Source organism: Streptomyces dengpaensis (assembly GCF_002946835.1).
GTDB lineage: Bacteria > Actinomycetota > Actinomycetes > Streptomycetales > Streptomycetaceae > Streptomyces > Streptomyces dengpaensis.
Window position 1 is genome coordinate 4,565,891 of sequence record NZ_CP026652.1, and the last position, 21,151, is coordinate 4,587,041.

Below are 21,151 nucleotides of genomic sequence, written 5' to 3' on the forward strand. Positions count from 1 at the left end.
GCTTGTTGCCTGAGGGGCTTCTGCGATAACGGAGTTGGGGCCGTCATGCCGTGGAGGGACTCTCGTCCTCGGCGACCGTTGCGACGCTCGCGGCGGTCGTGATGCCCTCGGCGGCCGTGACGCTCACGACGGACTCGGCCGTCGCCACGCTCTCGGCGTCCTGCTCGTCGCGCGGAGCGGGCTCCATGGCCAGCCGCAGGAGCTGATGGCAGATCGGACAGTGCCGCGTCAGATGGCGGTACCCCGAGGCGGCCGACAGGTGGGCGCGGAGCAGAGCTCGCGTCTCGTGCCTAGCGGACGCCGCCATACGCACCTCCAGGGGGTCGAGAGCCCTGGTTTCTGGTTACCGGCGGAATGCGGCGGCGTCAAGACAAGACGCGGGGGCGTCCCCGAGCGAGCCGCCGGTGGCCGCCGGACGGGGCCGAAGGCACGCCCGGCCGCACCCTCCGGGCACCCTCAATGGCCGTACGCAAAAGGCCCGGAGCCGAAGCTCCGGGCCTTTGATGAAAGCGGTCCTGACGGGATTTGAACCCGCGGCCTCCACCTTGACAGGGTGGCGAGCACTCCAAACTGCTCCACAGGACCAGGTTTCGCAGCCACTATTCGTGCGCTGTGCTGCGAGAAGAGACTGTACAGGAGGGGGGAGCCCCGGGTCGAACTCACTCACCGTACGGATCCGGTTACGGGGCCGCCGCGTCGATCGCCTTCACGATGCGCTTGTCGGAGACCGGGTACGCCGTGCCGAGCGCGTGAGCGAAATAGCTGACCCGGAGCTCCTCGATCATCCAGCGGATGTCCAGGACCGACGAAGGGATCGGCCGGCCCTGCGGCAGCTGCTCCAGGAGCCACGCGTACTCGTCCTGCATCTCGTGGACCTTCTCCATGCGGGTGGTGTCCCGCTGGACGCCGGTCGGCATCTGCTGGAGCCGGCGGTCCGCGGCGACCAGATAGCGCATCAGGTCCGGCAGCCGCCGCAGGCCCGTCTTCGTCACGAAGCCGGGCTTCACGAGCCCGTCCAGCTGCGCCCGTACGTCCGCGAGGTTCGCGAGCAGCACAGGGCTCCGTACGCCCTTCAGGCGGCGCTCACAGGCCTGCCAGGCGGCCAGGACCTGCTGCACCTGCCCCACCGTACGAACCGTCGTGTCGACGATCTCGGCGCGCACCTTGTCGTACAGCTTCCGGTACGACTCCTCGTCCCACGCCGGGCCCCCGAAGTCCCCGATCAGCTTGTCCGCGGCGGCCATCGCGCAGTCGTCGAAGAGCGCCTGGATCGAGCCGTGCGGGTTCGCGGACAGGGCGAGCTTCTGAGCGTTCGTCAGCTTGTCCGAGGCGAACTTGCCCGGATTCACCGGGATGTTGCGCAGGATCAGCCGCCGCGTGCCCTTCCACATGGCCTGCGCCTGCTCGGCCTCCGTGTCGAAGAGCCGCACGGAGACGGTGTCGCCGTCGTCGACCAGCGCCGGGTACGCCTTCACCGGCTGGCCCGCCCGGCGTGTCTCGAAGACGCGCGTCAGCGAGCCGATCGTCCAGTCCGTGAGGCCCGTACGCTCCAGGGACTCGCCGCCCTGGCGCTCCGCCGTCGCCGCCGCGGCCTGGGAGAGCGCCTGGCGCGCCTTCGGCTTCAGGCGGAGCTTCAGCGCCTCCAGGTCCTTGTCCTCGGCGAGCTTGCGGCGCCGCTCGTCGACGATCCGGAAGGTGATCTTCAGGTGATCGGGGACCCGGGACCAGTCGAAGTCGTCGGCCGTGAGCGGCACACCGACCATGCGCTTCAGCTCGCGCGCCATGGTCACGGTGAGGGGCTCCTGCAACGGCACTGCCCGCTCCAGGAACTTCTGGGCGAAGTTCGGGGCAGGGACGTAATTCCGCCGGATCGGCTTCGGGAGCGAGCGGATCAGTTCCGTAACGACCTCTTCCCGCAGACCCGGGATCTGCCAGTCGAAGCCCTCGTCCGTGACCTGGTTGAGGACCTGGAGCGGGATGTGGACGGTGACGCCGTCGGCGTCCGCGCCCGGCTCGAACTGGTAGGTGACGGGGAACTTGAGCCTCCCCTGGCGCCAGGAGTCCGGGTAGTCGTCCTTGGTGACCGCGCCCGCCTTCTCGTTGATGAGCATGGAGCGCTCGAAGTCGAGGAGCTCGGGCTCGTCATGGCGCTTGCGCTTCCACCAGGAGTCGAAGTGCGCGCCGGACACGACATGTTCGGGCACCCGCTGGTCGTAGAAGTCGAAGAGCGTCTCGTCGTCGACCAGGATGTCCCGGCGCCGGGCGCGGTGCTCCAGCTCCTCGACCTCGGTGAGGAGTTTGCGGTTGTCGGCGAAGAACTTGTGGTGCGTACGCCAGTCGCCCTCGACGAGCGCGTTGCGGATGAACAGCTCGCGGGAGACCTCCGGGTCGATCCGCCCGTAGTTCACCTTGCGCTGCGCGACGATCGGTACGCCGTACAGCGTGACCTTCTCGTACGCCATCACCGCGGCCTGGTCCTTCTCCCAGTGCGGTTCGCTGTACGTGCGCTTCAGCAGATGCTCCGCCAGGGGCTCGACCCACTCGGGCTCGATCTTGGCATTGACGCGCGCCCACAGCCGTGAGGTCTCGACGAGCTCCGCGGACATGACGAACCGCGGCGGCTTCTTGAAGAGCGCCGAACCCGGGAAGATCGCGAACTTGGCGTTGCGCGCGCCCAGGTACTCGTTCTTCCCTGTGTTCTTCCCACCCTCCCCCCCGGCGTTCTTCACGTCCTTCATGCCGACGTGCGAGAGCAGACCGGCGAGGAGGGACACGTGAATGCTCTGGTCGGGCGCGTCCTCCTCGTTGAGGTGGATTCCCATCTGCTTGGCGACGGTCCGCAGCTGGCTGTAGATGTCCTGCCACTCACGGATCCGCAGGAAGTTCAGATACTCCTGCTTGCACATACGGCGGAACGCGGACGAGCCCCGCTCCTTCTGCTGCTCGCGGACGTACCGCCACAGGTTCAGGAAGGCGAGGAAATCGCTCGTCTCGTCCTTGAAACGGGCGTGCTGCTGGTCCGCCTGCGCCTGCTTGTCGGACGGGCGCTCGCGCGGGTCCTGGATGGACAGCGCGGCCGCGATCACCATGACCTCGCGTACGCAGCCGTTCTTGTCGGCCTCCAGGACCATACGGGCGAGGCGGGGGTCGACGGGCAGCTGGGCGAGCTTGCGGCCGGTCTCCGTGAGCCGCTTGCGTACGTCCTTCTGGGCCGGGTCCAACGCGCCCAGTTCCTGGAGGAGCTGGACACCGTCGCGGATGTTGCGGTGGTCCGGCGGATCGATGAACGGGAACTTCTCGATGTCGCCGAGGCCGGCCGCGGTCATCTGGAGGATGACGGACGCCAGGTTCGTACGGAGGATCTCGGCGTCCGTGAACTCGGGACGCGCGAGGAAGTCGTCCTCGCTGTACAGCCGGATGCAGATACCGTCGCTCGTACGGCCGCAGCGGCCCTTGCGCTGGTTGGCGCTGGCCTGCGAGACGGGCTCGATGGGCAGGCGCTGCACCTTGGTGCGGTGGCTGTACCGGGAGATACGGGCGGTGCCCGGGTCGATGACGTACTTGATGCCCGGGACGGTGAGCGAGGTCTCGGCGACGTTGGTCGCCAGAACGATCCTGCGTCCGGTGTGCGGCTGGAAGACGCGGTGCTGCTCGGCGTGCGAGAGCCGGGCGTACAGCGGCAGGACCTCGATGCCCTGCCCATGAGCACCTCCGGCGCGGGGATAGTTCTTCTTCGTCAGTGCGTCGGCGGTGTCGCGGATCTCGCGCTCGCCGGAGAGGAAGACGAGGATGTCGCCCTTGCCCTCGCCCTGCAGCTCCTCGACGGCATCGCAGATCGCGGTGATCTGGTCGCGGTCGGCGTCGTCACCGTCCTCTTCGAGGAGCGGCCGGTAACGCACCTCCACCGGGTACGTCCGCCCGCTGACCTCGACGATCGGCGCGTCGCCGAAATGCCGGGAGAACCGCTCGGGGTCGATGGTCGCGGAGGTGATCACGACCTTGAGGTCGGGCCGCTTGGGCAGCAGCTGAGCGAGATACCCGAGCAGGAAGTCGATGTTCAGGGACCGCTCGTGGGCCTCGTCGATGATGATCGTGTCGTACGCGCGCAGCTCGCGGTCCGTCTGGATCTCGGCGAGCAGGATGCCGTCCGTCATGAGCTTGACGAAGGTGGCGTCGGGATTCACCTGGTCGGTGAACCGCACCTTCCAGCCGACGGCCTCGCCCAGCGGCGTGTCCATCTCCTCCGCCACGCGCTCGGCGACCGTACGGGCCGCGATACGGCGGGGCTGGGTGTGCCCGATCATGCCGCGGACGCCGCGCCCGAGCTCCAGACAGATCTTGGGGATCTGGGTGGTCTTACCGGACCCGGTCTCACCCGCGACGATGACGACCTGGTGATCGCGGATGGCTGCCGCGATCTCGTCCTTCTTCTGGCTGACCGGAAGCTGCTCGGGATACGTGACGGCGGGCACGCGGTCACGACGCTCGGCCATCCGGCCCTCGACCTTGGCGACCTCCGCCTCGATCTCGGCGAGCACGGCGGACCGGGCCTCGGGCTTGCGGATCTTGCGCGCGCCCTCGAGCCTGCGCCCGAGCCGGTGCGCGTCGCGCAGGGACAGCTCGGCCAGACGGGGGGCGAGATCGCCGAGGGCGGGGGCAGGATGCGTAGACATACGCGGTCCAGGATCTCACCTCGACGAAATGACTGGCGAACCCTTTTGTGCCCGACGGTGTGCCCAACGGCTTGGCTAGGCCCTGTCGTCAGACTCCCGTCGTCCGCCCGCGGGGCAGACGTGAGTTTGACGACAGGGCCTAGGGTAGCGGGCCCCGACCCAGGAGATGCACCGTGCCCGGCCGCCCCAGCGTTCTGTTCGTGACCGATCTCGCCTACCAGGCCCGGGGGCGGCGCTACTGCGACGAGGACATCTTCCTGTCGTCGCGGCTGCGGAACGCCTTCGGCATCGCCTTGTGCCACCCGCTGGAGGCCGCCGCTCTGATGGATGCCTTCGACGCGGTCGTGGTCCGCAACAGCGGGCCCGTACTGCACTACCAGGAGGAGTACGACGCCTTCCGGAACCAGGCGGCAGCGCGCGGCACCCGTGTCTACAACCCGCTGTCCGGCCGGGCCGACATGGCCGGCAAGCAGTACCTGCTGGACCTGACAGCGGCCGGATACCCGGTCATCCCCACCGTCGACCGGCCCCAGGACCTCGGTTCACTTCCCGAGACCGACCAGTACGTGGTCAAGCCGAAGGCGGGGGCGGACTCCATCGGTCTCGACTTCGTCTCCCGGGACCAAGTGGGTGCCCTCGCCCATGGCGACACTCTGGTCCAGCCGCGCATCGACTTCCGTTACGAGGTGTCGTTCTACTACGTCGACGACGTCTTCCAGTACGCCCTCCACGCCCCCGACCCCGACCGGCGCTGGGTCCTCGAGCCCTACCGGCCCGCCGAAGCCGACCTCGCCTTCGCCCGCCGCTTCATCGACTGGAACACCCTCGATCACGGCATACAGCGCGTGGATGCCTGCCGCACCCAGGAGGGCGACCTGCTCCTGGTCGAGCTGGAAGACCTCAACCCCTACCTGTCCCTGGACCATGTCGACGACGCGACCCGTGACACCTTCGTCACCAGCATGACGACGTCCCTCTGCCGGTTCCTGGGCATCTCACCCCGCACCTGAACCGGCACTCCCCGTGGCGTGCCGGCTGGGGTGGCCGACATGAGAACAGCCCCGCCGAAAATCTTCGGCGGGGCTGTTTGCCCTAGTGAGGGCGGTTGTGGCTGGGGCCGGGGTCGAACCGGCGACCTATCGCTTTTCAGGCGATCGCTCGTACCAACTGAGCTACCCAGCCACGAGATTTCCGGGGAAACCTCAGCGGTCCTGACGGGATTTGAACCCGCGGCCTCCACCTTGACAGGGTGGCGAGCACTCCAAACTGCTCCACAGGACCAAGCGTTGTGTACGACAGTGTCGCACACGGTCTTGCGTGCCCCCAACGGGATTCGAACCCGTGCTACCGCCTTGAAAGGGCGGCGTCCTAGGCCGCTAGACGATGAGGGCTATCGGCCCGCCTGGGCGCTTCTCAGCGCGTCGGGGACGTGAGAAGCATATGGGATGGCGGGAGGTATCGCCAAAACGGTTTACGGGACCGTCCGCGGGGTGGTTCCGGAGGGGGTCGGGGACTGGGTGGCGCCCGGTTGGTTTTCCTTCGGGAGGTGGCGGCTGACCTCGGCCGTCGTCTGGCCCAGGCCGCCCAGTTTGATCTCGTCCCAGGCCTGGAAGCTGCGTGTGTCGCGGTCGAAGTAGAGGACCGATGCCTCGATCGGGTCCGGGTACTTGCCCTCCACGGCGCGCAGGCCGCTGCCGCCCGTGGAGCCTTCGATGCGCAGGCGGGTGCCGTACTTCATGACCTCCATCTCCTCATGGTGGACGTGGCCGGCCAGGACCAGCGGCACCTCGCCGTCCGTCTCGCGCGCCGCCGCCGGCTGGTGGGCGACGGCGACGTCCACGGGCGTGCCCGCCGCCCGCTGGTCGCGCAGGGCCGAGGCCAGGCGGGCGCCCGCGAGCTCCTCCGCCGGGTCGCCGCCCGGTACGACCGTGCGGTCGGGGGTGAACTGCGGGTCGCCGATGCCGGCGAAGCGCAGGCCATCGACCGTGACCGCCCGGCCGTCGTCCAGGACGTGCACGTTCTTCATGCCTTCCAGGTAGCGCTGGGTGATCCGGGAGTCGTGGTTGCCCCGGACCCAGACGTACGGGGCCCCGAGGTCCTCGACGGGGTCGAGGAAGCCGTTCTCCGCAGCGGTGCCGTGGTCCATCGTGTCGCCGGAGTCGACGATCACGTTGATGGCGTACTGCTCGACGAGCGAGGCGATGATCTTCCAGCTCGCCGGGTTGAGGTGGATGTCGGAGACGTGCAGGACCCGGATCGTGGTCGGGTCGGGCTCGTACACGGGGAGCGTGGACGTGACGTCGTACAGCTTCGTCACGTTCGTCACCAGGCGCGCCAACTCCTTCTGGTAGACGTCGAATTCGCTGACGATGCTGCGGGCGTTGCCCACCAGGGAGGGGGCGCTGCTCAGCAGTCCGGAGAATTTCGGCTCCAGGACCGACTTCGGGTTCCAGGTGGCGAAGGCCGTCGTTCCGGACGCGGCCAGCAGGGTGAGGGCCAGGCCGCCCGCGGCAAGGGCGCGGCGCGGGCGGCGGTAGACCGCGAGGCCGAGGGCGGTGGCGCCGGAGACGACCGCGATGCAGGAGCGTACGGCCAGGTCGAGGGTGCCGTGTTCGACGTCCCGCGCGACCTCCTCCTGGAGTCCGGACAGCCGCTCGGGGTGGTCGACCAGGGCCTCGGCGCGGACCGGGTCGAGCTGGTCCACGTCCACGTCCAGGCGCAGCGGGGCCTTGTGGCTGTGCAGCTCCAGCGCGCCGAGCGGGGAGACGTTGATCTTCGTGCCGCCGGCGAGGGAGGGGCGCAGGGTCATGGTGGTGTCCATGGGGCCGACCGGGACGCGCACGTTCCCCACGATCAGCAGTCCCAGCCACGCGCCGAGGAGGACGACACAGAGGAGGCCGAGGGCGCGGGTGAACGGGTGCGGCTGGGGGACGAGCTCGACCTCCGGGAACGCACGGCGGGCGCGGTAGTGGCGGGTCAGGGCGCGCGGCGCCCTACGGGCGCCGTTGCGCAGGCGGTGCGCGGCGGCGGTGACGGCAGCGGGGACGCGGGCCATTGGTCCCGTATGCCCAGGTGCGGCGGCGGGTATGCGGCCCGCGACCCCATCGGCCGTACGGGCCAGGTCCCCACAGCCGTACGGGCCGCGCCTTCACGCCCGTACGAGCTGCGCCTCCACCGTTGTACGAGTGCGGCTCCACGGCCGTACGGGCCGCGCCTCCACCGTCGTACGAACCGTCCTCGACATTCGGGCGGCGTTGCCTTCAGCTCTCGTACGAGCGTGTCGTGCACGACAATGGCCAGGTGCTGGAAATGACGCGCGAGGAGTTCGAGGAACTGGTCGCCGAGGCGCTGGACCGGATTCCGCCGGAGCTGACGCGACTGATGGACAACGTGGCGGTGTTCGTCGAGGACGAACCGCCCGCCGACGATCCCGAGCTGCTCGGGCTGTACGAGGGGACCCCGCTGACGGACCGTGGGGAGTGGTACGCGGGTGTGCTGCCCGACCGGATCACCATCTACCGGGGGCCGACTCTGCGGATGTGCGACACACGCGAGGACGTGGTCGCGGAAACCGAAGTGACCGTGGTCCATGAGATTGCCCATCACTTCGGGATCGACGACGCCCGGTTGCACGCGCTCGGGTACGGATGACGTCCCGGCGAGTGCCTTCGCGGTGCGTGTCTTCTTGTGGGCGGCGGGAGTTGGGCAGGGGGACTCCCCGTCCCTTCCCCAACTCTCGGCTTCGCTCGAGCCGGGGAGGCCCCATCCGGAGGTGGCTGCCCGTGTGCGCCTTGTACGTACCTGTCCGTCTGGCCGCCACGGTCCTGGCCGTCGCGGCGGCCGCCGGTTGTATGAGCGTGGGTGACGACGGGTCGCGGCCGGGGCCCTCGCACTCGGCGGGGCGGCGCGGTGGCGAGGCGCGCGACGGGGGATCCGCGGTGAGCGGGGGTGGCGTCGGGTTCCCCGGGGGCAAAGGGGCGAAGGGCGGCGCGGCCTCGGCGAAGCCGGGGGAGTCCGCGTCCGCGGGGGCGTCCGCGTCGGCTTCGGTGTCCGGCGGTGCCAAGCCGTCCGCCAAGGCTCCGGACGGGAAGGGCGGGAAGGGGCGTCCGGGCGGGGCGGAGCCGTCCGCGCCGCCGAAGGGGGAGCCGAGTCCTCCTCCGCACACGTCGGCCGAGCCGCCGCCTCCTCCTCCGCCCGCGTCGTCACCGCCCGCGTCCGATCCGGGTACGGCCGAGCCGTCGTCCTCGGCGCACGAGCAGCAGTCGGCGCAATTGGTGGAACGGGAGCCGGCGCCTGAGGCCGGGGCGCCGGCCTAGGCCGTCTCCTTGAGCAGACGTGTCCGTCGCTGACCTGCCCCCTTTTCTCGGTTTGCCTTCGGGGGCGGTGGACCCGTATGGTGGTAGATCGTTTGATCCCATTTGCCCGGCGCCAACGCAGAGCGCGCCGCGTGTGGCGCGTACTCTCCCTTGCCGTGGCCGGACCGCATAGAGGCGGTCGATTGCGACTTCACGGAGTTTGGGCGCGTGCCGTAGAACTCCGGAAGGTTCGTATTTCGCATGTCTGTTTCCAGTACTGATCACGTCGTCGTGCCCGAGAACGGGGACGAGAACGAGAACGGCACGACCGGCCACGAGAGCGCCGCTCCCGAGGCCACCTTCGCCGACCTCGGTCTGCCCGAGGGCGTCGTCCGCAAGCTCGCGCAGAACGGTGTGACCACCCCCTTCCCGATCCAGGCCGCGACCATCCCGGACGCCCTGGTCGGCAAGGACATCCTCGGCCGCGGCCGCACCGGCTCCGGCAAGACCCTCTCCTTCGGTCTGCCGACCCTGGCGCAGCTCGCCGGCGGCCACACCGAGAAGAAGAAGCCGCGCGCCGTCATCCTCACCCCGACCCGTGAGCTCGCGATGCAGGTCGCGGACGCGCTGCAGCCGTACGGCGATGTCCTGGGCCTGAAGATGAAGGTCGTCTGCGGCGGTACGTCGATGGGCAACCAGATCTACGCCCTGGAGCGCGGCGTCGACATCCTCGTCGCCACCCCGGGCCGGCTGCGCGACATCATCAACCGTGGCGCCTGCTCCCTCGAGAACGTCCAGGTCGCCGTCCTCGACGAGGCCGACCAGATGTCCGACCTGGGCTTCCTGCCCGAGGTCACCGAGCTGCTCGACCAGGTCCCGGCCGGCGGTCAGCGCATGCTGTTCTCCGCCACGATGGAGAACGAGATCTCCACGCTGGTCAAGCGCTACCTGGTCGACCCGGTCTCGCACGAGGTCGATGCCGCCCAGGGCGCGGTGACGACCATGTCGCACCACATCCTCATCGTGAAGCCCAAGGACAAGGCGCCGGTCACCGCCGCGATCGCCTCCCGCAAGGGCCGCACGATCATCTTCGTCCGCACCCAGCTGGGCGCCGACCGCATCGCCGAACAGCTGCGCGACGCCGGTGTGAAGGCCGACGCGCTGCACGGCGGTATGACGCAGGGCGCGCGGACGCGGACGCTGGCCGACTTCAAAGACGGTTACGTCAACGCGCTCGTCGCGACCGACGTGGCCGCGCGCGGTATCCACGTCGACGGCATCGACCTGGTGCTGAACGTGGACCCGGCGGGTGACCACAAGGACTACCTGCACCGTTCCGGCCGTACGGCTCGCGCGGGCCGCTCCGGCACGGTCGTGTCGCTGTCCCTGCCGCACCAGCGCCGTCAGATCTTCCGGCTGATGGAGGACGCGGGCGTCGACGCCTCGCGTCACATCATCAACTCCGGTACGGCCTTCGAGCCCGAGGTCGCCGAGATCACCGGCGCCCGCTCGATGACCGAGGTCCAGGCCGAGTCGGCGGGCAACGCCGCGCAGCAGGCCGAGCGCGAGGTCTCGCAGCTCACGAAGGAGCTGGAGCGCGCGCAGCGTCGTGCGGTCGAGCTGCGCGAGGAGTCCGACCGGCTGGTCGCCCGTGCCGCGCGTGAGCGGGGCGAGGACCCGGAGGCGGCCGTCGCCGCGGCCGCCGATGCCGTCGCCGAGCAGGCCGTGGCGGCGGAGGCGTCGGCCCCGGCCGCCGTGTCCGAGCAGCCCGCCGAGCGTCCGGCGTACGAGCAGCCGCGTCAGCGTCGCGACGAGCGGGGCAACTACGAGCGCCGTGACAACGACCGTGGTGGCTTCCGCCGGGACAACGACCGTCGTGACGACCGCGGTGGCTTCAACCGTGACCGTCGTGACGACCGCCGTGACGGCGACCGTGGTGGGTTCCGCCGCGATGACCGCCGTGACGACCGTGGTGGCTTCCGCCGGGACAACGAGCGTCGTGACGATCGCGGTGGCTTCAACCGCGACGACCGTGGTGGCTTCCGCCGGGACAACGACCGTGGCGGCGTCCGCCGGGACAACGAGCGTCGTGACGATCGCGGTGGCTTCAACCGCGACGACCGTGGTGGCTTCCGCCGGGACAACGAGCGTCGTGACGACCGTGGCGGCTTCAACCGTGACCGCCGTGACGACCGCCGTGACGACCGCCGTGACGGCGACCGTGGCGGGTTCCGTCGTGACGACAGCGGCGGCCGTTCCTTCGAGCGCCGTGACGACCGTGGCGGCCACCGTGGCAGCGACCGTCCCTTCAACCGCGATCGTCAGGACAACCGCCCCTCCAGCGGTTTCCGCTCCGGCAGCCACGACCGCCCGTACGGCCGTCGCGACGACCACCGCGGCACCGGCGCCGGTTCCTTCGGCCGCCGCGACGAGAAGCCGCGCTGGAAGCGCAACGGCTGACACAGCCTGTGCGCCGCACAGCCTGACGTGAGCCATCGAGGGCCCGTACGACTCCGGTCGTACGGGCCCTCGCCTGTGCCCTGACCATCCCTCCGGAGATCCGTACGGCATGAACAGACGGCAAGGGCCGTTTTTGGCCAACGAGTTGGCGCATGTCATGCCCCCGGCGAGGGAATCGCTGGGGGCATGACAGATGACGCCATGAGGAGTGGGCTGTCGGACGAAGAACGGCTTGCCCAGCTCGGTTATACGCAGGTGCTCGCCCGCCGCATGTCGGCGTTCTCGAACTACGCGGTCTCCTTCACGATCATCTCGGTCCTGTCGGGCTGCCTGACGCTCTACCTGTTCGGCATGAACACCGGCGGTCCCGCCGTGATCACCTGGGGATGGGTCGCGGTCGGACTGATGACGCTGTTCGTGGGACTGGCCATGGCCGAGATCTGCTCGGCCTATCCGACGTCCGCCGGGCTGTACTTCTGGGCGCACCGGCTCGCCCCGGAGCGGAGCGCGGCGGCCTGGGCCTGGTTCACGGGGTGGTTCAACGTCCTCGGCCAGGTCGCGGTGACCGCGGGCATCGACTTCGGCGCCGCGTCCTTCCTGGGCGCCTATCTGAACCTCCAGTTCGACTTCGAGGTCACGCCGGGCCGCACGATCCTTCTCTTCGCCGGGATCCTGGTGCTGCACGGCCTCCTGAACACCTTCGGCGTCCGGATCGTCGCCCTCCTCAACAGCATCAGCGTGTGGTGGCACGTGGTGGGCGTCGCGGTCATCGCGGGCGCGCTCACGTTCGTACCGGACCAGCACCAGTCGGCGTCCTTCGTGTTCACGGAGTTCGTCAACAACACGGGCTGGGGCAGCGGCGTTTACGTCGTCCTCATCGGACTGCTCATGGCGCAGTACACCTTCACCGGGTACGACGCCTCGGCCCATATGACGGAGGAGACGCACGACGCGTCGACGGCGGGCCCGAAGGGCATCGTCCGCTCCATCTGGACGTCGTGGATCGCGGGATTCGTCCTCCTCCTCGGCTTCACCTTCGCGATCCAGTCGTACGACGGCGCCCTGGGCTCGGCGACGGGCGCGCCGCCGGCCCAGATCCTGCTCGACGCGCTCGGCGCCACGGCCGGGAAGCTCCTCCTGCTGGTCGTGATCGGAGCCCAGCTCTTCTGCGGGATGGCGTCGGTCACGGCCAACAGCCGTATGATCTACGCCTTTTCGCGGGACGGCGCGCTGCCCTTCTCGCACGTCTGGCACACGGTCAGCCCGCGCACGCGAACCCCGGTGGCGGCGGTGTGGCTGGCGGCGATGGGTGCACTGCTCCTCGGCCTGCCGTACCTGATCAACTACACCGCATACGCGGCCGTGACCTCGATCGCGGTCATCGGGCTCTACGTCGCGTACGTCATCCCCACGCTGCTGCGGGTGCGCAAGGGCGACGCCTTCGAGCGCGGCCCCTGGCACCTGGGCCGCTGGTCGCGTCCCGTGGGCATCGTCGCCATCGCCTGGGTGGGCGTGATCACCGTCCTCTTCATGCTGCCCCAGGTCTCGCCGGTCACCTGGGAGACGTTCAACTACGCCCCGATCGCCGTCCTCGTCGTCCTCGGCTTCGCGGCGACCTGGTGGCTGGCCTCGGCCCGCCACTGGTTCCTCAACCCCGGCCACGAACGGACCATCGCCCGTGAGGAGGCCCGCAAGGGGGCACCCGAACCCGTCGACCCGTGAATCTCGTACGCCTTTCGTGGTCTCTCACACGCTTGTGGCGTGGCCGGGTCCCCGATACCCGATCGGAGTCCCAGCCTCGTCCGGCTATGCTCGGGGATGCGTCGACACGGGATCGGTCTAGGGGATCGGTGCCGGGCCGGTGCGTGGACCCTTAGCTCAATTGGCAGAGCAGTGGACTTTTAATCCATTGGTTGTGGGTTCGAGTCCCACAGGGTCTACCTGAGTTGGAAAATCCAACTGGCGGATACGCTGGGAGAACGCCCCCTGATTGGTTGAGACCAGTCAGGGGGCGTCGTCGTTCCCGGGCTCCTGCGTGAGCGATGCGTGAGCGGATGTGCCGTCGGCGGCCTTCCGCGCGCGGGGCACGACGGCCGCCGCCTTCTCCGTGAGTTCGTCCTCGTACTCCCGGAACAAGGTCATGTACGTGTCCGAGGTCAGCGTGATCGTCGAGTGCCGCAGCTTCACCTTCGCGTCGTGCAGGTCTCCGCCCGCCGCCTTGATGAGCGCCGCCGCCCCGTGACGTAGATCACGCAAGTTGATGGGCGGCAGATCCTCGTCCGCGACGATGGCGCGGAACGTCTCCGACACCGTCTCAGGGTGAAGCCACCCGCCGCCCTCGTCGGTGAACACCTTGCCCGTGTCCGCCCACGGCAGGCCGGCGTCCAGACGCTCGGAGCGCTCCGCCAGCTGGCGCTCGCGGTGCGCCTGCAGGACGGCCACAGTCTCGCGGTCGATGCTCACCACATCCGCGGAACCGTCGGTCTTCGGCGTCGTCTCGATGGGCGTCCAGCCGTCCACCGTGATCTCCTTCGCCACCAGCAACTGCCTGCCCGCGAACGAGACGTGCTCCCAGTCCAGGCCCACCGCCTCACCGCGGCGCAGGCCGTGATGGGCAATCACATGGAAGACCGCGTACAGGCGGTCACCCTCGGCCGCGTCCAGGAACTGGCCCAGCTGCTCCGGCGTCCAGACCATGACGCTCGACGGGCGCTCCCCGGTCTCCCGCCAGCGAGCTACGCGTTCGTCCGTCCACAGCAGGCCGGGCGGGCGCTTCGCCGGCGTCAGCTCCACGAAGCTGGCCGGATTGAAGGTGATGTACTCCCGGCCGATCGCGAAGTTGAGGGCGGTACGCAGCGTTCGCCGGATGGCCTGCTTGCTCGCCGGGCCCGTGATCCGCCGGTACGGCGGCATCTCCGCCAGCTTCGCCCGCTCGGCGGCAAGCCGCTCGCGCTCCTTCGCCGGGGGCCGGCCGCCCTTCGCCCACCGGCAGCGGGCTTCCTGCGCGCGGCGGGCCTGGTTCTCCGCGGCGACCGCCTCGTTAGCGTCGTCGATCCCGTCGAACATCTGCTGCACGTGGCCGACGCCGAGCCGGTCGAGCCGGTAGTGGGCGAGCGCCGGTCGGATGTGGACCCGCACGTGGGACTCGTAGCCGTTCAGGGTGGTCTTCTTGCGGGACTTCCGCTTCACGTCCAGCCACTCGTCGAGCAGGTCGCCGACGGTCATCGTCGCCGTCAGCTTCTGCCCGCGCACCAGGCGCCGCCGCGTCTCGGCCAGGTCCGGGAGCGGGGCTTTCGCGTTCTTGCTGACCTCCTCGAGCAGGTCGCCGATACGTGTCTGGTTCTCGGTGTCGTCGCCGTCGGGGATCGCGAGTAGGGCGCGGACCTGGTCCAGCGCGTCCTGTGCGTCCTTGGCGCTGCTGTAGCCAGAGCGGGAGAACGACCGGCGGGTGCCGTCCTGCCGCGGGGGCAGCTCCTGACGTACCGCCCACACCCCATGGCGGCGGGACGACAGCTGCGGGCACGACTTGTTCAGCGCCCTGCCATCCTCGTCTCGGCAGTAGCAGCGGCGGTACGTCGAACCCTTCACGGGCTACTCCCGGGCCTCGTCTTCGGGTGGACTCTGACGGTTCAGGATTTCATGCGCCATCTCCTCTGCGGCCCTCCGTGCGAGATCTGCACTGTGCTGTTCCAGGCTTCGCTCCAGTCGCCCCCTGACGTCATTGATGACGCGCTGGAATTCCTCTTTGTCGATCGTGAAGCTCAGCTCGCGCCCTGCAGGTCCGTCTGCGTCGCTCAATGAGCGAAGCTCCGTCCTGCGGGACGATGCGTAACCCTCTGGGTGGTAAGGCTTGAATGGATGACTCCACTTCGGAGCAGTCCAGGAAAGCCCCAGGTGCCGGAGGGTGAGTTCGTTGATCCGGAACTCCATCGCGGGCGTGAGCTGCCACATGCCGAGCGATTGGATGTAGTCCGCCACCGGGATAAGACCCATGAGATCGGAGTCCTTGTCCTCCGGATCCTTGTTGGGCAACTCATCCGGGAACTCGCGCATTCCGACGTTCCCCCTATTCCAGCGCGCGTCCTCCGGGGGCAAGAAGAAGTAGACCATCGGCTCGTCGAAGATCTTCGTGAGCGCCAGGATTTCGTTCGCGTCGAACTTGCGGGGCCGACCCCCCTGCCATGATCGCTCGGCTGCGCTCACTGAAGCATTCGACCAAGACCTCCCCGTGTACTTCTCCAGCAGTTCGGCTACCTCCTGCTGGCTCCATCCCGAGGACCGACGGGCTCGCCACATGTTGAAGGCGACCACTTGGTTAGCGGACAGGACCTTCTCGGGCGGCGTGCGCAAATGCTCTGGGTAGTGGCTCTCGTCTTTCAGTAGCTCAGCGTCACGATCGATGTCTCCACTCATGGGTCTCACCGTAGACCACGGGTCAACGGTCCGCCAGACTCACTCAACTGATCGCAGAATATTCCACTGGTGGTTGACTCAATCTGCGTGATGCCTTACGTTCAACGACATGCAGATCGATTCCACCACCTGCAGAGTGGATCCGCCTTCGCTGCGCGTTGCTCGGGAGGCCAAAGGCCTGACCTTGCGGGCCGCAGCGAAAGACTCCGGGATCGACCCGGGTCACCTGTCCAAGGTGGAGCGCGGCGAAAAGCAGCTCTCCATCGAAGCGCTCTACCGCCTGGCCCTCGTCGTCGACCTGGACGAACTCGCCGGGCACCTCAAGCCACTACTGCCGCGGGAAGTCGCGGCATGAAAGACCGGCTGTTCACCGTCGCTCAGATGTACGACCAGCCGCCGCTCATGCCCCTGTGGCCGGACTTCGGCCGGGGCGTCTGCCAGCTAGCCGAGAGCACCACGTTCCAGCTGGCCGCAGAGGGCCGCCTCCCTGTCGAGACGGTCCGCCTCGGGCGCAAGCGCTACGTGCGGACGATCGACGTCCTCACCTGGCTCCACCTGCCCACAAACGACGACAGCGCCGGGTACCAGCCGGCGCCGCCTGTCGAGCAATCCGCAACCACAAGTTCCAGCAAGTAGAAGCGAGCAAGCTCATGGCAACTATCGCACGTCCTTCAGCGGCGTCAACGGCGACGCCGGCCCCGGCCGAGCAGAGCATCAGCACCTTCTTCCACGTCGAGGCCATGAACGACCTCGACAACGGCCAGCCCACGCTGATCGCCAGCAGCGAGGCCAACCACGGTGACCTTCAGGTGGTCACCGCGGACCAGGTCATCGCAAAGGCCGCCGAGCAGCACCGGCTGATCAGCAAGGCGGTCCGGCTCGCCCTCGACCACGAGGCCGCCGGCCAGCAGATACCGGCGGACAAGCCCCGCACCTGGACCGTCGCCGACAGCGACACCGGGATGCCGCTGAACGTCACCTGCATGAGCGGCTGCAACACCCTCCACCTGGAGGCTGCGTCGGGCCAGGCGCCCGCCGACGAGATCTGGTGCGTCCAGTACGACCAGGCCAACACCACCGAGCTGGCGATCGGATGCGGCAACAGCGACCTTGGCGACTGGGCCACGCTCAGCGTGCAGATCAAGACGGAACCGTTCCACGCGGACCCCGCCAAGCGCATCCCGCACGCCTCCATCGAGGTCACCGAGGACCACTACATCGAAGACCTCGACCCCGACGCCCTCGCCGTCGTCATCGACAAGCTCGAACGCCGCACCGCGCAGATGCGCGTCCGGCACGCCGAGCTGGTCCGCATCCGCGACGAGTACCTCGGACGGCAGGCGTGACCGCCGAGCAGAACACCGCGGCGCCCGGGGGTGTAGCTACACCCGCCCCCCGGCCGTCCGGCCGACGACAAGCCCGGATGACAGGCCGCGCGCCGCCCTAGGGGGTAGGGCGGCGCGCATCACGGACCACCATCAGATCCAGTCCAAGGGACACGTTCGTGAACAACCTCTCCGAGCCGCTGGCCGCAGACCCGGACATCATCCGGGCATATCTCGCCCCCCGCGTCGAGGCACCAGGCCTTCTCTCCATCTGTTCCAAGGGCAACTGGACCGGAATCCAGACCGACGACCTCGACTACGCCGTCAGCTGGATCCTCGACCAAGACCGCGCTGGGGTCGAAGGTATCTACTGCCGCGTCACCACGGTCAACGGCAGGTTCCCGAAGGGGACTCGCGGCAGCGCGCGCGACTCCGTGGCCCTGTTCGGCCTGTGGTCGGACATCGACTTCGGTAACGCCCTACATAAGGCTGAGAACCTCCCCGCCTCAGCCGACGAAGCCCACGACATCCCCCGGTTCGGAGGCCTGCCGGACGCGACCCGGGAGGAGCACTCGGGTGGCGGGCTCTATCACTGGCACGAATTCGTTCGGCCCATCGTCATTGGCGAGGACATCGCCTTCGAGGACGTGGTCACGCTCTCGTCCGCCTGGCAGGGGATCTACCTCAGCGGCGCGAAGAGGATGGGCGTCGGCTACGGCACGGGGGTGAAGGACCTTGCCCGTGTGCTCCGGGTTCCGGGCACGATCAACCGGAAGCCCGGCCGGACGCCGGCGATGTGCCGTGTTGTCCGGGACGGAGGGCCGCGGTACAGCCTTGAGCAAGTCCTCGAACTCGCCGAGCGGCTGGCACCTAAGCCGAAGAAGCGGACGCCGCCAGCCGCAGCGCAGCGACCGGAGCGCGCGAAAGACACCCGGAGTCCGGGCGGACGCGGCCCGATGGAGATCCTCGGCGACCACGCCTGCTGCGGCGACATCCTCACGCACGTCGGCGCCACCTACGCCGAGCAGTACCCCGGCACCTGCTCCTACTGCGGCAACGGATGCCAGCGCTGGAACCGGCCCGGCTGGGACGAGACTTGCTCCAAGGACGGGATCGCCGTCCACAAGGGCGGTGCCGCAGTCACCATCCGCAGCGACAACTTCCCGGGCATCACCGCCGCCGCGATCGGTCATGTCCTCTCCCCGGGCCAGTTGTTCGCCGCGCTTCACCACGGGGGCGACGAGTCCGAGGCGTCCCGCGACATCCTCCGCGCCGCCCACGGCCGCGACGGCGCGACCACCGCCGCGCGCGCTCTGCCCGGCGCTGTTCTCGACGACGTCCGGCAGGCCACCGCACGCAACGACGGCGAGGCCGCCGGGATACGGCAGCCTGACGCAGTTGTGCCGCGACCTCGCACCTACATGCATCCTGCGAAGCGTCTGAGAACGCTGGTGACGAAGGTCGCCGGGGCATCCGGAGAGGACGCTGCCGGGCTGCTCCAGTGGGCTGCGCGCAACGGGTTCGAGGCTGGCCGCGAGGCCAAGGCCGAACCGAAGACCGTCGCCGACGCCTTCCGTAAGGCGGCTGTCCGTGCCGGGCTCGACAACGACCTCGCCATGACCATCATCCGCGCCTCCTACCGGGAGGCCGGGAAGTGACCATCAACGACACGGCCACCGAAGCACCGGTGGACAACGAGGACCAGGAGCCGCAGCACGACTACAGCAACCTCACCGCCACCGTCGCACTGTTCGACAAGGTCGAGGACGAAGAAGAGCGGCAGAACCTCATCTACGGCATCGCCCTGTGGGTGATCCCGCTCGGAGACATCAAGCTCCGCACATACAAGAACGCGCTGGTCGCCGCGAAGGCGGTGAAGCCGGGCGACTGGAACGACGCAGTCAAGGAAGCACGCGCCTCCCTGTCCGCCAAGGCGCGCGCCGAGCGCGACGACATGTTCGATGGCCTCCCCGAAGCACCACCCGCGCCGTACTACACCGACGACGATGGGCTGTACTTCAACAGCCACTTCGGGCCCGTACACCTGGCGAACTTCGTCCCGATGGTCACCGAGGAAGTCACCCGGCACACCGGGGCCGAGATCCAAAAGCTCTTCACCCTCAAGGTTGCCAGCAGCGTCAACGGCGCCGAAGGGATCGTGCAGGTCACAAAGGCCGGCCTGAAGAGCGCCCGCGACTGGACCTACGACGCGATCGGCGGCCGGGGCATCATCTACCCCTGCTCCCGGGACGAGGCGCACGTCGTCGCCGCCGCCCAGTTCCTCAGCCTCGGAATGGTGGAGGAGCGCACCACCTACGCGTTCACCGGCTGGACCGAGATCGACGGACGGCAGGTGTTCCTCACCAGCACCGGGGCGCTCGGCGCGGACGGCATGGACGAGACGACCGCGGTCGACCTGGGCACCGAGAAACTGAACCGGTACGCACTCCCTGCCCCGGACAAGACGCAAGCCGCCGACGCCGTCAAGGCATCGCTGGCCCTGCTCGACCTCGGGCCGGACAAGGTGATGGCCCCGCAGCTGTGCGCCACCTACCGGGCTCCGCTGCCGCTCCAGCCGGAGACGACCCTGTGGACGTTCGGCGGAACGGGAGCGTTCAAGAGCCACATCGCCGCCCTGTTCGCGCAGCACTTCGGGCCCGAGCTGACAGTCCGCGGTTTCCCCACGGGATGGCAGTCGACCGCGAACGCCATGGAAGGCATCGCCTTCCAGCTGGCGAACGTCCTGATGGTCGTCGACGACTACGTCCCACAGGCCGCCGCCACCAAGACCGACCTGGCGAAGCTGAACGAGAAGGTTGAGCGTCTCGTGCGCGGGTCGGCGAACAGCGCCGGCCGGTCCCGGATGCGCGTCGACGGCACCGTGCGGCCAGAGCTGTACCCGCGGGCGCAGGTGGTGTGCACCGGGGAGGACGTGCCTCCCGGGCAGTCGCTCCAGGCGCGCACGAGCCTCGTTGAGATCGTCAAGGACGACGTGACCAGCGACCGGCTCACGCCCGCGCAGAGGACTGCCGACGAGGGCGTCTACGCGCAGGCCATGGCCGGGTACGTGCAGTGGCTCGCCGCGCAGTACGAGTCCATCGAGGACTGGTCGGGCCAGCTGAAGGTCGAACTGGGCGGAGTGCGCAACGCCTTGGCCAAGGAGGCGGCCGGGCACGCGCGCGCCCCGGAAGCCGTCGCGGGCCTGCTGCTCGGGATGCGCTGGTTCCTGCGGTACGCCCAGGAGATCGGCGCCGTCACCGATGAGGAGAAGAAGGAGCTGTACAGCCGGTGCCGCACCGCGCTCCTCGACGGTGCGGCAGTCCAGTCCGCGGAGACGAGGTCACTGTCTGCGGAAGCGATCTACCTGAGCGCGATCCGCACGTCTCTCACGAACGGCCGCGCCTACCTGGCCGACCTGAACTCCGACGGCGTTCCTCCGCAGACGGAGGCAGCGCGATGGGGCTGGGCACGGGACGACATGGACCGCCTGTCCGCGCGCGGCGAAAAGATCGGCTGGGTGTCCGGAACGGACGTCTACCTGGATCCAGGCGCGGCGTACACGGCGGCGGTCGCCCAGGCCGACCGGATGCGCACTCCGTTGCAGACAAGCCGTGCGCGGGTCCACAAGGCGCTGTTCGCCGCCGAACTGCTACCTTCCGCCGACCCGGGCCACCTCACAACGAAAGTGAGCGCAGGGGGCGCGAGGCCGCGGGTGTTGCACCTGAAGGCGGAGGCGTTGACCCGATGGTCCTGAACGTCTGCCCCGGTTCTGAGCCTCCTGCCCCGCTTTTTTCGGGGCACTGCCCCGATTCTGAAACGCGATCGGGGCAAGGCAAAACACGGCCTGAGCTGGGACTTCTTCTTATCTCTCTATCTACTGCCCCGAAAGCCCCGTTTTCCCTACCTAGACACTCGCGCAATGAGCGACACCCTTCCGGCGTGAGCCATGGGGAGCACATAAGGGTGCCTCCCCTCGCCTCCCCCC

15 protein-coding genes and 5 tRNA genes are annotated in these 21,151 nt (G+C 68.8%); 11 read left to right on the forward strand and 9 right to left on the reverse strand.

The genetic code is table 11. From position 1 onward, the window contains the following. Window positions 1-43: 43 nt before the first annotated feature. The 3 genes from C4B68_RS21115 to hrpA all read right to left on the reverse strand — a co-directional run bounded on the left by C4B68_RS21115 (window position 44) and on the right by hrpA (window position 4,673). Window positions 44-307: a DUF6274 family protein gene (locus tag C4B68_RS21115; protein WP_099505367.1), complete on the reverse strand. Its 264-nt coding sequence runs from the start codon at window positions 305-307 to the stop codon at window positions 44-46. 203 nt (window positions 308-510) lie between these two features. Then, a tRNA-Asp gene (locus C4B68_RS21120) sits at window positions 511-585 on the reverse strand. 95 nt (window positions 586-680) lie between these two features. Then, window positions 681-4,673: an ATP-dependent RNA helicase HrpA gene (gene hrpA / locus C4B68_RS21125; protein WP_099505366.1), complete on the reverse strand. Its 3,993-nt coding sequence runs from the start codon at window positions 4,671-4,673 to the stop codon at window positions 681-683. A 173-nt stretch (window positions 4,674-4,846) separates the two neighbouring features. On the opposite strand from hrpA, the gene C4B68_RS21130 reads away from it, so the two are divergent. Continuing rightward, window positions 4,847-5,683, forward strand: a complete 837-nt coding sequence (locus C4B68_RS21130; RefSeq protein WP_099505365.1) for an ATP-grasp domain-containing protein — start codon at window positions 4,847-4,849, stop codon at window positions 5,681-5,683. Between the two features lie 98 nt (window positions 5,684-5,781). Here C4B68_RS21130 and C4B68_RS21135 read toward each other — a convergent pair. From C4B68_RS21135 to C4B68_RS21150, 4 genes are all read right to left on the reverse strand, one after another. Then, window positions 5,782-5,855: transfer RNA gene (locus C4B68_RS21135), tRNA-Phe, on the reverse strand. Window positions 5,856-5,879: 24 nt separating this feature from the next. Continuing rightward, window positions 5,880-5,954 (reverse strand) — tRNA-Asp (locus C4B68_RS21140). A 37-nt stretch (window positions 5,955-5,991) separates the two neighbouring features. Beyond that, window positions 5,992-6,064 (reverse strand) — tRNA-Glu (locus tag C4B68_RS21145). A gap of 80 nt (window positions 6,065-6,144) precedes the next feature. Further along, window positions 6,145-7,728 carry a metallophosphoesterase family protein gene (locus C4B68_RS21150; RefSeq protein WP_099505364.1) on the reverse strand — a complete coding sequence of 528 codons (1,584 nt, stop codon included), beginning with the start codon at window positions 7,726-7,728 and terminating at the stop codon, window positions 6,145-6,147. 245 nt (window positions 7,729-7,973) lie between these two features. Here C4B68_RS21150 and C4B68_RS21155 point away from each other — a divergent pair, with 245 nt between their 5' ends. The 5 genes from C4B68_RS21155 to C4B68_RS21175 all read left to right on the forward strand — a co-directional run bounded on the left by C4B68_RS21155 (window position 7,974) and on the right by C4B68_RS21175 (window position 13,368). After that, window positions 7,974-8,324, forward strand: a complete 351-nt coding sequence (locus C4B68_RS21155) for a metallopeptidase family protein (protein ID WP_099505412.1) — start codon at window positions 7,974-7,976, stop codon at window positions 8,322-8,324. 131 nt (window positions 8,325-8,455) lie between these two features. Then, the gene (locus C4B68_RS21160; RefSeq protein ID WP_099505363.1) at window positions 8,456-8,989 is read left to right on the forward strand and encodes a hypothetical protein; all 534 of its coding nucleotides are present in this window, start codon (window positions 8,456-8,458) and stop codon (window positions 8,987-8,989) included. A gap of 240 nt (window positions 8,990-9,229) precedes the next feature. Continuing rightward, window positions 9,230-11,428 (forward strand): DEAD/DEAH box helicase, encoded by a 2,199-nt coding sequence (locus C4B68_RS21165; protein ID WP_099505362.1) that lies wholly within the window; start codon window positions 9,230-9,232, stop codon window positions 11,426-11,428. A gap of 186 nt (window positions 11,429-11,614) precedes the next feature. Beyond that, complete coding sequence (locus tag C4B68_RS21170; RefSeq protein WP_099505361.1) at window positions 11,615-13,150, forward strand: amino acid permease; 1,536 nt, start codon at window positions 11,615-11,617, stop codon at window positions 13,148-13,150. A 145-nt stretch (window positions 13,151-13,295) separates the two neighbouring features. Then, a tRNA-Lys gene (locus C4B68_RS21175) sits at window positions 13,296-13,368 on the forward strand. Window positions 13,369-13,432: 64 nt separating this feature from the next. Here C4B68_RS21175 and C4B68_RS21180 read toward each other — a convergent pair. Both C4B68_RS21180 and C4B68_RS21185 read right to left on the reverse strand, forming a co-directional pair. Further along, window positions 13,433-15,016 carry a site-specific integrase gene (locus tag C4B68_RS21180; RefSeq protein WP_099505360.1) on the reverse strand — a complete coding sequence of 528 codons (1,584 nt, stop codon included), beginning with the start codon at window positions 15,014-15,016 and terminating at the stop codon, window positions 13,433-13,435. Window positions 15,017-15,019: 3 nt separating this feature from the next. Next, window positions 15,020-15,841 carry a hypothetical protein gene (locus tag C4B68_RS21185; RefSeq protein ID WP_099505359.1) on the reverse strand — a complete coding sequence of 274 codons (822 nt, stop codon included), beginning with the start codon at window positions 15,839-15,841 and terminating at the stop codon, window positions 15,020-15,022. 109 nt (window positions 15,842-15,950) lie between these two features. Between C4B68_RS21185 and C4B68_RS21190 the strand changes: the two genes are divergently transcribed. The 5 genes from C4B68_RS21190 (at window position 15,951) to C4B68_RS21210 (ending at window position 20,920) form a co-directional block, all read left to right on the forward strand. Further along, a complete protein-coding gene (locus tag C4B68_RS21190; RefSeq protein WP_099505358.1) occupies window positions 15,951-16,196 on the forward strand; it encodes a helix-turn-helix domain-containing protein in 246 nt (81 codons plus the stop codon). Continuing rightward, window positions 16,193-16,477 (forward strand): DNA-binding protein, encoded by a 285-nt coding sequence (locus C4B68_RS21195; protein WP_099505357.1) that lies wholly within the window; start codon window positions 16,193-16,195, stop codon window positions 16,475-16,477. The genes C4B68_RS21190 and C4B68_RS21195 overlap by 4 nt, the downstream gene beginning before the upstream one ends. Window positions 16,478-16,491: 14 nt before the next feature. Next, window positions 16,492-17,187 carry a DUF6907 domain-containing protein gene (locus tag C4B68_RS21200; RefSeq protein ID WP_099505356.1) on the forward strand — a complete coding sequence of 232 codons (696 nt, stop codon included), beginning with the start codon at window positions 16,492-16,494 and terminating at the stop codon, window positions 17,185-17,187. 158 nt (window positions 17,188-17,345) lie between these two features. Further along, the gene (locus C4B68_RS21205; protein WP_099505355.1) at window positions 17,346-18,824 is read left to right on the forward strand and encodes a hypothetical protein; all 1,479 of its coding nucleotides are present in this window, start codon (window positions 17,346-17,348) and stop codon (window positions 18,822-18,824) included. After that, the gene (locus C4B68_RS21210) at window positions 18,821-20,920 is read left to right on the forward strand and encodes a hypothetical protein (RefSeq protein ID WP_099505354.1); all 2,100 of its coding nucleotides are present in this window, start codon (window positions 18,821-18,823) and stop codon (window positions 20,918-20,920) included. Before C4B68_RS21205 ends, C4B68_RS21210 begins: the two co-directional genes overlap by 4 nt. The last annotated feature ends 231 nt before the right edge of the window (window positions 20,921-21,151 follow it).

What these genes read in the sequence shown, in the direction of transcription:
- C4B68_RS21190 (WP_099505358.1), top strand. Translation starts at nt 15,951, where the DNA reads ATGCAGATCGATTCCACCACCTGCAGAGTGGATCCGCCTTCGCTGCGC.
- C4B68_RS21195 (WP_099505357.1), top strand. Translation starts at nt 16,193, where the DNA reads ATGAAAGACCGGCTGTTCACCGTCGCTCAGATGTACGACCAGCCGCCG.
- C4B68_RS21170 (WP_099505361.1), top strand. Translation starts at nt 11,615, where the DNA reads ATGACAGATGACGCCATGAGGAGTGGGCTGTCGGACGAAGAACGGCTT.
- C4B68_RS21185 (WP_099505359.1), bottom strand. Translation starts at nt 15,841, where the DNA reads ATGAGTGGAGACATCGATCGTGACGCTGAGCTACTGAAAGACGAGAGC.
- C4B68_RS21115 (WP_099505367.1), bottom strand. Translation starts at nt 307, where the DNA reads ATGGCGGCGTCCGCTAGGCACGAGACGCGAGCTCTGCTCCGCGCCCAC.
- C4B68_RS21200 (WP_099505356.1), top strand. Translation starts at nt 16,492, where the DNA reads ATGGCAACTATCGCACGTCCTTCAGCGGCGTCAACGGCGACGCCGGCC.
- hrpA (WP_099505366.1), bottom strand. Translation starts at nt 4,673, where the DNA reads ATGTCTACGCATCCTGCCCCCGCCCTCGGCGATCTCGCCCCCCGTCTG.
- C4B68_RS21165 (WP_099505362.1), top strand. Translation starts at nt 9,230, where the DNA reads ATGTCTGTTTCCAGTACTGATCACGTCGTCGTGCCCGAGAACGGGGAC.
- C4B68_RS21150 (WP_099505364.1), bottom strand. Translation starts at nt 7,728, where the DNA reads ATGGCCCGCGTCCCCGCTGCCGTCACCGCCGCCGCGCACCGCCTGCGC.